12 protein-coding genes are annotated in these 12,091 nt (G+C 72.8%); 11 read left to right on the top strand and 1 reads right to left on the bottom strand.

The window, feature by feature from the left end; all coding sequences use genetic code 11:
• The 9 genes from ACLIYP_RS26405 to ACLIYP_RS26365 form a co-directional block, all read left to right on the top strand.
• Positions 1–715 (top strand): MFS transporter (locus ACLIYP_RS26405; RefSeq protein WP_412715607.1); only part of this gene is annotated, 715 nt, incomplete at its 5' end.
• A gap of 333 nt (positions 716–1,048) precedes the next feature.
• Entirely contained in the window at positions 1,049–1,564 is a 516-nt protein-coding gene (locus ACLIYP_RS26400; RefSeq protein ID WP_412715606.1) for a lytic polysaccharide monooxygenase auxiliary activity family 9 protein, read from the top strand.
• Between the two features lie 389 nt (positions 1,565–1,953).
• On the top strand, positions 1,954–2,415 hold the full coding sequence (locus ACLIYP_RS26395) for a DoxX family membrane protein (RefSeq protein WP_412715610.1): 462 nt from the start codon (positions 1,954–1,956) through the stop codon (positions 2,413–2,415).
• A 226-nt stretch (positions 2,416–2,641) separates the two neighbouring features.
• Complete coding sequence (locus tag ACLIYP_RS26390) at positions 2,642–3,577, top strand: aldo/keto reductase (RefSeq protein ID WP_412715609.1); 936 nt, start codon at positions 2,642–2,644, stop codon at positions 3,575–3,577.
• Positions 3,578–3,692: 115 nt separating this feature from the next.
• Entirely contained in the window at positions 3,693–4,895 is a 1,203-nt protein-coding gene (locus tag ACLIYP_RS26385) for a PucR family transcriptional regulator (RefSeq protein WP_412715605.1), read from the top strand.
• Positions 4,896–4,995: 100 nt separating this feature from the next.
• The gene (locus ACLIYP_RS26380; RefSeq protein ID WP_412715608.1) at positions 4,996–5,934 is read left to right on the top strand and encodes an ACP S-malonyltransferase; all 939 of its coding nucleotides are present in this window, start codon (positions 4,996–4,998) and stop codon (positions 5,932–5,934) included.
• 31 nt (positions 5,935–5,965) lie between these two features.
• Positions 5,966–6,970, top strand: coding sequence for a ketoacyl-ACP synthase III (locus ACLIYP_RS26375; protein WP_412715604.1), 1,005 nt, complete (start codon positions 5,966–5,968; stop codon positions 6,968–6,970).
• Between the two features lie 71 nt (positions 6,971–7,041).
• A complete protein-coding gene (locus ACLIYP_RS26370) occupies positions 7,042–7,290 on the top strand; it encodes an acyl carrier protein (RefSeq protein WP_093654688.1) in 249 nt (82 codons plus the stop codon).
• 87 nt (positions 7,291–7,377) lie between these two features.
• On the top strand, positions 7,378–8,640 hold the full coding sequence (locus ACLIYP_RS26365; RefSeq protein ID WP_412715603.1) for a beta-ketoacyl-[acyl-carrier-protein] synthase family protein: 1,263 nt from the start codon (positions 7,378–7,380) through the stop codon (positions 8,638–8,640).
• A gap of 270 nt (positions 8,641–8,910) precedes the next feature.
• Here the strand turns inward: ACLIYP_RS26365 and ACLIYP_RS26360 are convergent, their stop codons facing one another.
• Entirely contained in the window at positions 8,911–9,405 is a 495-nt protein-coding gene (locus tag ACLIYP_RS26360) for a DUF3145 domain-containing protein (protein WP_093654684.1), read from the bottom strand.
• Positions 9,406–9,747: 342 nt separating this feature from the next.
• On the opposite strand from ACLIYP_RS26360, the gene ACLIYP_RS26355 reads away from it, so the two are divergent.
• Positions 9,748–10,695, top strand: a complete 948-nt coding sequence (locus ACLIYP_RS26355; RefSeq protein ID WP_412715602.1) for an SGNH/GDSL hydrolase family protein — start codon at positions 9,748–9,750, stop codon at positions 10,693–10,695.
• Positions 10,696–10,807: 112 nt separating this feature from the next.
• The gene (locus ACLIYP_RS26350) at positions 10,808–11,968 is read left to right on the top strand and encodes a mandelate racemase/muconate lactonizing enzyme family protein (protein ID WP_412715601.1); all 1,161 of its coding nucleotides are present in this window, start codon (positions 10,808–10,810) and stop codon (positions 11,966–11,968) included.
• Positions 11,969–12,091 lie beyond the last annotated feature (123 nt).

Genomic DNA, 12,091 nt, shown 5'->3' with positions numbered 1-12,091 from the left:
CACCGCGGCGGCGCTGCCGTACGGGCGGACTGACGAGGACGCGGACGCGGACACGAACGAGGGCGCGGGCGGGAGCGGGAACAGGGCCACGGCGCCCGGCCCGGAGTCCCGGACGGCACTGCGGGCCGCTCTCGGGGCCGGCCTGGCGGCGGTGTGGCGCGTGCGGGAGCTGCGCGCGGTCACCGCAGCCACCTCCCTGGCCTTCGTCGGCGTCGGCGGCCTGACCACCACCGCGGTGCTCCTCGCCGGCGACCGGGGCCGCCCGGACGCCGGAGGCGTGCTGATGACGGCGCTGGCGCTCGGAGCGCTGGCGGGTTCCCTGGCGGTGGCCCGGTGGCTGCGCTCCTTCCCCGCCCGGCACCTGGTCCCCTTCTGCCTGACCGGTGCGGGCCTGGGGCTGGCCGCCGCCGCTGCCGCGCCCTCGTTCGCCGTGCAGACGGCGCTGTTCGCGGTGGCGGGCGTCTTCGAGGGGCCGCTGCTGAGCGCCACGCTGCGCATCCGCGCCGACCACTCCCCGCCCGGGGTTCGGGCCCAGGTCTTCACCATCGGGGCGGGGCTGAAGATCTCGGCGGCGGCCTGCGGTTCGGCTCTCGCCGGGGCCGCGGCCGGGCTGCCGCCGCACCTGCCGCTGCTCGGCATCGCCGCCCTCCAGCTCGCCGCCGCCGGGCTCCACCTCCTCGTCCGGCCTCGCTCCCGCCCGGTCATAGCCGCATAGCCCGGGCGGGCCCAACAGCCGCCGTCCGCCCCGCCTCGCGGGTTCGCGGATCCGTGCGGCCACCGGTGCCGGGCACCGGCCCCGCCACCCTCCACTGAGGTTACGCGCCGGTTCGCGGAAGTAACGGTTCGTCCGTCCTAACCCCTTGACCGAGGACCATCAAAGAGTATGGTCTAGACCAAGCAAGGAAAGGAAATGCGTCGCGGAGCGTCGTCTGCCGGTGCCCCCACGATCGGTCGCCGCGCCCGTGCGAGTGCGCTTCTTGTTCCTTGCGCCACCCCCCGGTGAGGCCTGTTGGAGGAACAGACAGGCCTCCGATCCGAAGGAGCCGACGTGAAGAACAGGAAGATGCTCGCCGCGGCCATCGGAGCGGGAATAGCCCCGCTTCTCGCCGTGAGCCTGCCGGCGGGCACCGCGAACGCGCACGGCTACGTCTCCTCGCCCCCGAGCCGGCAGGCCCAGTGCGCCGCGGGAATCGTCCCCTGCGGCCCGATCAAGTACGAACCGCAGAGCGTCGAGGGCCCCAAGGGCCTGATGAGCTGCAGCGGCGGCAACGCCGCGTTCGCCGAACTCGACGACGACGGAAAGGGCTGGCGAGTCACCCCGGTCAGTCGCACCACAAGCTTCAACTGGCGCCTGACGGCGCGCCACGCCACCAGCACCTGGCAGTACTACGCGGGCGGCCGGAAGATCGCGGAATTCAACGACGGCGGCGCACGGCCGGGTTCGACCGTCACCCACCAGGTGAACTTCGGCAGCCTGACGGGGAAGCAGAAGGTGCTCGCGGTGTGGAACATCGCCGACACCCAGAACGCCTTCTACGCCTGCGTGGACGTTTCCATCCGCTGACGCGGTGCCGGTGACCGCCTCCGCGGGGCGGCCACCGGCACCGGGGCGTGGTGGGCGGCACAGCGCCCGCCACGCCCCTCCGGCAACGCCGGCCGCGGCCTCCCCCGGGCCCACCGCTCGGCGTTCCGGGCGTCCGGTGTCCGGGCGGAGCCCGGCGTGCCGTCGATCACCGGAACGGCAAGCGCTCGTACGAACCGCGGGTACGGCGGTTTCACCGGCGAGCACCGAATCACGGGAGAGTACGGACGATGTTGAAGAATTCCGACGGGCGGAGTCCCATCCGGAGTTCCCCCCTGCCGGGGGAAAGCGGAGCTCTCTCGGAGCGAACGGAACACGCGCACGGAACCGCCGCCCCGGGGAATTCACGGAAAGCCGTCCGTTTACGCGGTCTGGCCGGCCGGTTCCAGTGCCACGGCACCGCGATCATGAGGGTTTCGGTGGGGTTGGTATTCCTCTGGTTCGGTGCACTGAAGCTGTTTCCGGCGACCAGTCCCGCGGAAGGTGTCGCCGTCAGAGCGGCCATGAAGCTCACCTTCGGTCTGATGCAGCCGGACACGGTTCTTATGTCACTGGCGCTGTGCGAGTTGGCGATCGGGATCGGGCTCACCACGGGATTCCTCCTCCGCCCGGCTCTCGCGGCTTTCTTCGCCCATATGACCGGGGTGTTCTCCGCACTCTTCGTCCTCCCCGGCGAGATGTGGCAGAGCGACTCGGTGGTACCGACCATGGAGGGGCAGTACATCATCAAGAACGTCGTCCTGGTCGCCGCCTGTCTCACCGTGGCGGCCGACGAACTGAACCGTCCGAGAACGAAGCGGGGCTTCGCGTTCGGGAAGTCACGCCCCCTGTAAGGCCGTCTCCGCGCGGGGCGCGGGCGGCCGGGCCGCCGCCGCACCTGCCGCCGCCCGGCACCGCGCCCCTCCGGCTCGCCGCCGGGCTCCACCGCCTCCCGCGGCCTCGCTCCCGTCCCGCGCCCTCACAGCCGCATAGCCTGGGCGGGCACGCAGCCGCACGCCGGGGAGGCCGACGAACGTGACCTTGGATTCCGCTCGCCCGCACCGCACGCCCGCCTCGCGGATGGGGCTGGGACTGGCCGCCGTGGGCCGTCCCGGCTACATCAACCTCGGGCGCGGGCGCGATCTGCCCGCCGGGCGGACGGTGGCCCAGCTGCGCCGCCGCACCTGCGAACTCCTCGACCTCGCCTGGGAGTCGGGGGTGCGCTACATCGACACCGCGCGTTCCTACGGCCGCGCCGAGGAGTTCCTCGCCGACTGGCTGCGCACCGGCGGCGACCGGCGCGAGGAGCTGGTCGTGGGCAGCAAGTGGGGCTACACCTACACCGCCGACTGGTCGGTGGACGCGCCCGTGCACGAGGTCAAGGACCACAGCCCGGCCACCTACGACCGGCAGCTCGCCGAGACCCGGGCCCTGCTCGGCGACCGGCTGGACCTGTACCAGGTCCACTCCGTCACCCCCGGCAGCCCCACCCTCACCGACGCGTCCCTGCACCGCAGGCTGGCCGCGCTCGCCGCCGAGGGCGTCACCGTGGGGGTGAGCACCAGCGGACCGGACCAGGGGGAGGCCGTACGGGCCGCTCTGGAGGTCACCGTGGACGGTGAGCCGCTCTTCCGCGGCGTGCAGGCCACCTGGAACCTCCTGGAGCCGTCGGCCGGGCCCGCCCTGGCCGAGGCGTACGAGGCGGGCCGCACGGTCATCGTCAAGGAGGGGCTGGCCAACGGGCGGCTGCTGGAGCCCGGTTCCCGGCCCCTGGCCGTCCTGGAGGCGGTCGCCCGCGATACGGGCGCCTCCCCCGACGCCGTCGCGCTGGCCGCGGCCCTGCACCGGCCGTGGGCGGGCACCGTCCTGTCCGGCGCGGCGACCACCGCGCAACTGGAGAGCAACCTGCGCGCGGTGGGGGTGCGCCTGGACGAGGGGCACCTGGCGCGGCTGGCCGGGCTCGCCGAGGCGCCGGGCGAGTACTGGGCCCGCCGCTCCCGGCTCCCCTGGGCCTGACGCGGGCCCAGGGGCCGGCCCCGGCCGCGTCGCCGCCCCCTCCGCCACACCCTTTCGTTGTACGGATCCGACACCCGCCACCCATACGGCCGTACCAATAGGGCAGTCTTGTCCCGTGCCAGAACCCACTCAGACACCAGCACCCGACAAGCAGCGCCCTCATCCGCACCCCGCGACGCTGCGGCGGCTGGAGCAGTCCTCCGGCAAGCTGGCCGCCGCGGCCCTCACGCGCATGGGGGAGCAACTGCCCTGGTACCGGGCGATGCCGCCGGAGAACCGGTCGTGGATCGGCCTGGTGGCGCAGGCGGGCATCGCGGCGTTCACCGAGTGGTTCCGGCACCCCGAGACACCCCAGGCGATCAGTACGGACGTGTTCGGCACCGCACCGCGCGAGCTGACGCGGGCGATCACGCTGCGGCAGACCGTGGAGATGGTCCGCACCACCATCGAGGTCGTGGAGGCGGCGATCGACGAGGTCGCCGCGCCCGGGGACGAGAGCGTGCTGCGCGAGGCTCTGCTGGTCTACGCCCGCGAGATAGCCTTCGCCACCGCCCAGGTGTACGCGCAGGCCGCCGAGGCGCGCGGCGCGTGGGACGCGCGGCTGGAGTCGCTGGTGGTCAACGCGGTGCTCTCCGGGGAGGCCGACGAGGGGGCCGTCTCCCGCGCCGCGGCGCTGGGCTGGAACTCCCCCGAGCACGTGACCGTCGTGCTGGGCACCGCGCCCGACGGGGACAGCGAGCTGACGGTGGAGGCGATCCGGCGCGCCTCCCGGCACGCCAAGCTCCAGGTGCTGACCGGGGTGCTGGGCGACCGGCTGGTGGTCATCGCCGGCGGCTCGGACGATCCGCTGCACGTCGCCAAGTCGCTGATCGGCCCGTTCGCCGCGGGCCCGGTGGTGGCCGGTCCCGTGGTGGGCGACCTGCTGTCGGCGACGCGTTCGGCGCAGGCCGCCGCCGCCGGGCTGAAGGCGTGCGCCGCGTGGCCGGACGCGCCGCGCCCGGTGCTGGCGGACGATCTGCTGCCCGAGCGCGCGATGGCCGGAGACCCCACAGCGCGCACGTTGTTGGTGGAGGAGATCTACAGACCGCTCCAGGAGGCCGGAGCCGCTCTCCTGGAGACCTTGAGTGTTTATCTGGAGCAGGCGAGCAGTCTGGAGGGAGCCGCGCGGATGCTGTTCGTGCACCCCAACACCGTTCGCTACCGGCTGCGACGTGTGACGGACGTCACCGGATGGTCCCCCTCGGACGTCCGTTCGGCGTTCACGCTGCGCGTCGCGCTGATCCTGGGTCGTCTGGCGGACGGGGGCGGGCAGATATAGTCATGCCCATCGGTTTTGTCGGCCTCCCACAATTCCCCTGACCGTTCTTCGTGCTGGTCCCCACCGGCGTGGACCTTCGTCGACAAGAGAGAGTGTGAGAGTGCTCGTACTCGTCGCTCCCGGACAGGGCGCCCAGACGCCCGGCTTCCTGACCCCCTGGCTCGAACTCCCCGGTGTCGCCGACCGGCTGCGTGAGTGGTCGGCCGCCATCGACCTGGACCTGGTGCACTACGGCACCGAGGCGGACGCCGAGCGGATCCGCGACACGGCCGTGGCCCAGCCACTGCTGGTGGCCGCGGGGCTGGTCTCCGCGCAGGCGCTGCTGGAGGGCGTCCCGCTGGACTCCCTCGGCGCCGTCGCGGGCCACAGCGTGGGCGAGCTGACCGCCGCCGCGATCGGTGAAGTCCTCGCCCCCGAGGCCGTGATGGCGCTGGTGCGCACCCGCGGCCGGGCGATGGCCGAGGCCGCCGCCGTCACCCCGACCGGTATGGCCGCCGTCATCGGCGGGGACCCGGAGACGGTGACGGCGCATCTGGAGCGGCTGGGCCTGACCGCGGCCAACGTCAACGGCGCCGGCCAGATCGTCGCCGCCGGCACCGTGGAGCAGCTCGCCGCCCTGGCCGAGGAGAAGCCGGAGGGGGCGCGGATGGTCAAGGCGCTGTCCGTCGCGGGCGCCTTCCACACCCACCACATGGCCCCGGCCGTCGACGCGCTGGCCGAGGCCGTCGAGGGCGTGACGCCCAAGGACCCGCGCGTGCCCTACGTCTCCAACCGGGACGGGCGGGCGGTAGCCGACGGCGGCGAGATCGTGCGGCGGCTGGTGCGGCAGGTCGCCGGACCGGTGCGCTGGGACCTGTGCATGGAGACGTTCAAGGAGATGGGCGTAACCGCGCTGGTCGAGGTGTGCCCCGGCGGCACCCTCACCGGTCTGGCCAAGCGCGCCCTGCCGGGCGTGAAGACGCTGGCCCTGAAGACCCCCGAGCACCTCGACGCGGCCCGTGAGCTGATCGCCGAGCACGCCTCTCCCACGGCCCAGTAGCCGGACAGCAGTCGATAGGAGCTCCGAGAGCATGACCGCGAAGATCAGGCCCGCGAAGGGCGCGCCGTACGCGCGCATCCTCGGCGTCGGCGGCTACCGTCCGACCCGTGTGGTGCCCAACGAGGAGATCCTCAAGCACATCGACTCGTCCGACGAGTGGATCCGCTCCCGTTCGGGCATCACCACCCGGCACTGGGCCGGACCGGAGGAGACCGTCGCCGAGATGACGCTCGCCGCGGCGGGCAAGGCGGTGGCGGACGCCGGGATCGGCCCCGAGCAGATCGGCGCGGTCGTGGTCTCGACCGTCTCCCACTTCAAGCAGACGCCCTCGATCGCCACCGAGGTCGCCCACCGGCTGGGCACCGGCAGGGCCGCCGCGTTCGACATCTCCGCGGCCTGCGCGGGCTTCGGCTACGGCCTGACCATCGCCAAGGGCCTGGTGGTGGAGGGCAGCGCGGAGTACGTGCTGGTCGTCGGCGTCGAACGGCTGTCGGACCTGACGGACCTGACGGACCGCACCACCGCCTTCCTCTTCGGCGACGGCGCCGGGGCGGTCGTCGTCGGCCCGTCCGAGGAGCCCGGCATCGGCCCCGCGGTGTGGGGTTCGGAGGGCGACAAGGCGGACGTCATCTCGCAGACCGTGCCGTGGGACGACTACCGCGAGGGCGAGGTCGAGAAGTTCCCGGCGATCCGCCAGGAGGGCCAGACGGTCTTCCGCTGGGCCGTCTTCGAGATGGCCAAGGTCGCCCAGCAGGCGCTGGAGGCGGCCGGCATCACCGCCGACGACCTGGACGTCTTCATCCCGCACCAGGCCAACATGCGGATCATCGACTCGATGGTGAAGACCCTCAAACTGCCGGAGCACGTCACGGTCGCCCGCGATGTGGAGACCACCGGCAACACCTCGGCCGCCTCCATTCCGCTCGCCATGGAGCGGATGCTGGCGACCGGGCAGGCGAAGAGCGGGGACACCGCACTCGTCATCGGCTTCGGGGCGGGTCTCGTCTACGCGGCTACGGTCGTTACCCTCCCCTAGCCGGATGTTCCGCATCGCAGTACACCGGACCGCAACACACCACGCGTAACACAACACGAAGGAGCGCCACCATGGCCGCCACCAAGGAAGAGATCGTCGAGGGTCTCGCCGAGATCGTCAACGAGATCGCCGGCATCCCGACCGAGGACGTCCAGCTGGAGAAGTCCTTCACCGACGACCTGGACGTCGACTCGCTGTCCATGGTCGAGGTCGTCGTCGCCGCCGAGGAGCGCTTCGGCGTCAAGATCCCGGACGACGACGTCAAGAACCTCAAGACCGTCGGCGACGCGGTGGACTACATCCTCAACCACCAGGACTGACCGGTCCGCACGCCCGTTGAAGCGTTTGTCGCCACCCGTCATGCGGTGGCGGATGACCGCACTTCCCCTACCAGTGGAGAAATTCCTGTGAACGCGACCCACCACACCGTGGTCGTCACCGGTATCGGCGCAACCACACCGCTGGGTGGCGACAGCGCATCGACGTGGGAGGGCCTGCTCGCCGGCCGCTCCGGGGTCAGGGCCCTGGAGCGGGAGTGGGCGGCCGAACTGCCCGTGAGGATCGCCGCGCAGGCGGCGGTCGACCCGTCCGAGGTCCTGCCCCGTCCGCTCGCCCGCAAGCTGGACCGCTCTGCGCAGTTCGCGCTGATCGCGGCCCGCGAGGCGTGGGCGGACGCCGGTTTCGAGGGCAGGGCCGGGGAGAACGGCCAGGTGGACCCGGGCCGGCTCGGCGCCGTCGTCGCCTCCGGCATCGGCGGCGTCACCACCCTGCTCGACCAGTACGACGTGCTCAAGGAGAAGGGCGTACGCCGCGTCTCCCCGCACACCGTGCCGATGCTGATGCCCAACGGCCCCTCGGCCAACGTGGGCCTGGAGGTGGGCGCCCAGGCGGGCGTGCACACCCCGGTCAGCGCCTGCGCCTCGGGTGCCGAGGCGGTGGGCTACGCCGTGGAGATGATCCGCAGCGGACGCGCCGACGTGGTCGTCGCGGGCGGCACCGAGGCGGCCATCCACCCGCTGCCCATCGCGGCGTTCGCCAACATGATGGCGCTGTCGAAGAACGAGGGGGACCCGGAGAAGGTCTCGCGCCCCTACGACAAGGCCCGCGACGGCTTCGTGCTCGGCGAGGGCGCGGGCGTCGTGGTGCTGGAGTCGGCCGAGCACGCGGCCCGGCGCGGCGCGAAGGTCTACTGCGAGGTGCTGGGCCAGGGCCTGTCCGCGGACAACCACCACATCGCGCAGCCCGAGCCGACCGGCCGGGGCATCTCCGACGCCCTGCAGAGCCTGCTGGAGGCCACCGGCCTGAAGCCCTCGGAGGTCGCGCACCTCAACGCGCACGCCACCTCCACCCCGCAGGGCGACGTCGCCGAGATCAAGGCGCTGCGCAAGGTGCTGGGCTCCGACCTGGACCACGTGGCCATCTCCGCCACCAAGTCCATGACCGGTCACCTGCTGGGCGGCGCGGGCGGCATCGAGACGGTGGCGACGGTGCTGGCGCTGCACCACCGCACGGCGCCGCCGACCATCAACGTCGACGACCTGGACGAGGAGATCGACGCCGACATCGTGACCGGCGGACCGCGGCAGCTGGGCGAGGGCCCGCTGGTGGCGATCAACAACTCCTTCGGCTTCGGCGGCCACAACGTCGTCGTGGCCTTCCGCACCGCCTGAGCGCCGCATGAAAGCCGCCTGAGCACCGACTGAGCACTGCCTGCCTGAGCACCGCCCGAGGGCCCGCCGGACACCGTCCGGCGGGCCCTCGGGCATACGGAGGACACGGAGCCGGGCGGGGGTTCGTGACAGAGGGCGGCAGAGGGCGGCAGAGGGCGGAGACCGGGCCGGTGCGGGAGTCCGTGAGCCGTCACCGCGCCCGTGGCGCCGGGGGCGGGCGGGCGCCGGGCCCGGTGGGTGCGGCCGCGTCGTCGCGCGGCCGCGCCGGTGTCAGACCACCTGGTGCAGCCAGCGCACCGGGGCGCCCTCGCCCGCGTAGCGGAAGGGCTCCAGCTCGTCGTCCCAGGGCTTGCCCAGGAGCTTGGAGATCTCGGCCTCCAGCTCGGTCTCGCCGCGCGCGGCGCGGTCCACGGCGGCGCGCAGCCGGTCCTCGGGGATGAGGATGTCGCCGTGCATGCCGGTGACCGCGTGGAAGATGCCCAGCTCGGGGGTGGAGCTGTAGCGCTCGCCCTCCGCGGTGGAGCAGGGCTCGGAGGTCACCTCGAAGCGGAGCATGCGCCAGCCGCGCAGCGCGGAGGCGAGCTTGGAGGCGGTGCCCGGCTCACCCTGCCAGGACAGCTCCGCGCGCCAGGTGCCCGGTGAGGCGGGCTGCTTGATCCAGTCGAGGCTGACGCGGGCGCCGAGTACTCCCGCCACGGCCCACTCGACGTGCGGGCACAGCGCGCGGGGGGCGGAGTGGACGTACAGAACTCCACGTGTCGTCACCGGGACCTCCTGTGTGGTTCGAGTGCGACCTTCCGTGGCGGCCTCGAATCCCTGCCGGCCATGCGCCGGGGCACCGGTTGACATCTTGTCCCATCGGTCACGTGTCCTCCGGCTCCCGAAGTTACGAACAGTAAACACTATCCGTGCCGATTCTCCCTAAAAGGGACAGCAAGTGACGCGATGTAATCTGTCAAACGTGTCCGGCGGCCATTTTCGGACCGTCATGGCAAAAGCTACCGTGCCGGGGCACCCATGGGGTGACGTACCGTCGGCCGAGGCGGTCAACCCACCCGTCCGAACCATCACCCCACCGGGACACAGGAAGGAACGGGGGGAGCACACGTGCGAGACGACGCTCCGTCCGGCCGCCCGCCGGCCGGACGCACCCGCCTCAGGGGGCTGCCGGCCGCCGTATGCGCCGCGGTCGCCGCCACCGTGGCCCTCGTCGTGTTCGCCGCGTCGTGCGACGGCTCCGGCGGTGGTGCGCCGCGCTCCCGGGGCGCGTCCGCCGACGCCCGCCCCTCCCCCTCTCCGTCGCCCTCCCCCTCGTGGGACACCGGCCCCGGCTCGCTGGCGGCCCTGGGCGACTCCATCACCCGCGCCTTCGACGCCTGCTCGCTGCTGGACGACTGCCCCGAGGCCTCCTGGGCCACCGGCACCTCCCCGGAGGTGGACAGCCTGGCGCGGCGGCTGGGCGTTCCGGCCGCCGCGACCTGGAACCACGCGCGCTCCGGCGCCCTGATGGCCGAGCTGCCCGCCCAGGCCCGCAGGGCGGCGGCGCACCGACCGGAGCTGGTGACGGTGCTGATCGGCGCGAACGACGCCTGCCGGCCGACGGTGGAGCGGATGACGCCGGTGGAGGAGTTCCGCGCCGACTTCGCCGAGGCGCTGCGCACCCTCCGCCGAGCCTCGCCGAAGACCCAGGTGTACGTGGCCGGCGTGCCGGACCTCGAGCGGCTGTGGTCCCTGGGCCGGTCCCACCCGGTGGCCGCGCAGGTGTGGGAGCTCGGCATCTGCCCGTCGATGCTGGGCGGCGCGCGGGCCTCGGACGCCGCGGCGGCGGAGCGGCGGGCGAAGGTGTCGGCGCGGGTGCGGGCGTACAACGCCGCGCTGGCGGAGGTCTGCGAGCGCGACGCGCGCTGCCGGCACGACGGCGGGGCGGTGCACGGCTACCGCTTCACCGCGCGCGAACTGAGCGCCTGGGACTGGTTCCACCCCGGACCGGAGGGCCAGCGCGCGCTCGCCGAGATCGCCCACCGGCAGGTCACCGCCGAGCGTCCGCCCGCCTGAGCGGCGGAAATCCGCGTCCGCCCCATTGACGCCGGTCGAGCCTCGTCATTACATTCGCGCCAGCATTTCGAACGTCTGACGAAATATCGAACGACAGAGAAGGGCAGCCGCTGTGCGCATCACCGGGATCAGCACGCATGTCGTCGGTACTCCGTGGCGCAACCTGACCTACGTCCAGGTCCACACCGACGAGGGGCTCACCGGCGTCGGCGAGACCCGGATGCTCGGGCACACCGACGCCCTGGTCGGCTATCTGCGCGAGGCCGAGGCCAACCACATCGCCGGATCCGACCCCTTCGCGGTCGAGGACCTGGTGCGGCGCATGAAGTACGGCGACTACGGACGGGCCGGGGAGATCGTGATGTCCGGCATCGCCTGCGTGGAGATGGCCTGCTGGGACATCAAGGGCAAGGCACTGGGCGTGCCGGTGTGGCAGCTGCTGGGCGGGAGGGTGACCGACCGGGTCAAGGCGTACGCCAACGGCTGGTACACCGTCGAGCGCACCCCTGAGGCGTTCCACGAGGCGGCGCTGAGGGTCGTCGGGCGCGGCTACCGGGCGCTCAAGCTCGACCCGTTCGGCACCGGTCACTTCGAGCTGGACCACGCCGAGACGCTGCGCTCGGTGGCGCTGGTGGAGGCGGTGCGGGACGCGATCGGGCCGGAGTGCGAGCTGCTGCTGGAGATGCACGGCCGCTTCAGTCCCGCCACGGCCGTCCGCATCGCCCGCGAGGTCGATCCGTTCCGGCCGAGCTGGCTGGAGGAGCCGGTGCCGCCGGAGAACCTCAAGGCGCTGGCCAAGGTGGCCGAGAAGGTGGACATGCCCATCGCCACCGGCGAGCGCATCCACGACCGCATCGAGTTCCGCGAGCTGTTCGAGTCCCAGGCCGCCGACATCATCCAGCCGGACCTGGGCCACATCGGCGGCATCCTGGAGACACGCAAGCTCGCCGCCACCGCCGAGACCCACTACATGCTGGTCGCGCCGCACAACGTGGGCGGCTCGGTGCTGACGGCCGCCTCCCTCCAACTGGCCGGCTGCACGCCGAACTTCAAGATCCTGGAGCACTTCAACGACTTCGCGGACGCCGAGATCAAGAAGGTGGTCAAGGGGGCGCCGGAAGTCGTGGACGGCTACTTCTCCCTCCCCGACGCCCCCGGGCTGGGGGTGGAGCTGGACACCGACGCGGCCGCGGAGTTCCCCCAGCAGCAGGCCCGCTTCGACCTGTGGGCCGAGGGCTGGGAGAAGCGGGACCCGCGCGGAGCGCGGTCGTGAGGCGGGGTGCGTGCCGGGGGCTCGCACCGGCCCGGCTTCACGCCCCTGCCGCACACCGGTGCGCGGGCGCGCCTCCGGCAGCCGGGGATGGCGCGCGGGGCCCTGCGCGCCGGGGCCGCCGGT

It is taken from the genome of Streptomyces nanhaiensis (assembly GCF_046614825.1).
GTDB lineage: Bacteria > Actinomycetota > Actinomycetes > Streptomycetales > Streptomycetaceae > Streptomyces > Streptomyces radiopugnans.
This window is presented reverse-complemented; position numbering and strand designations above follow the sequence as displayed.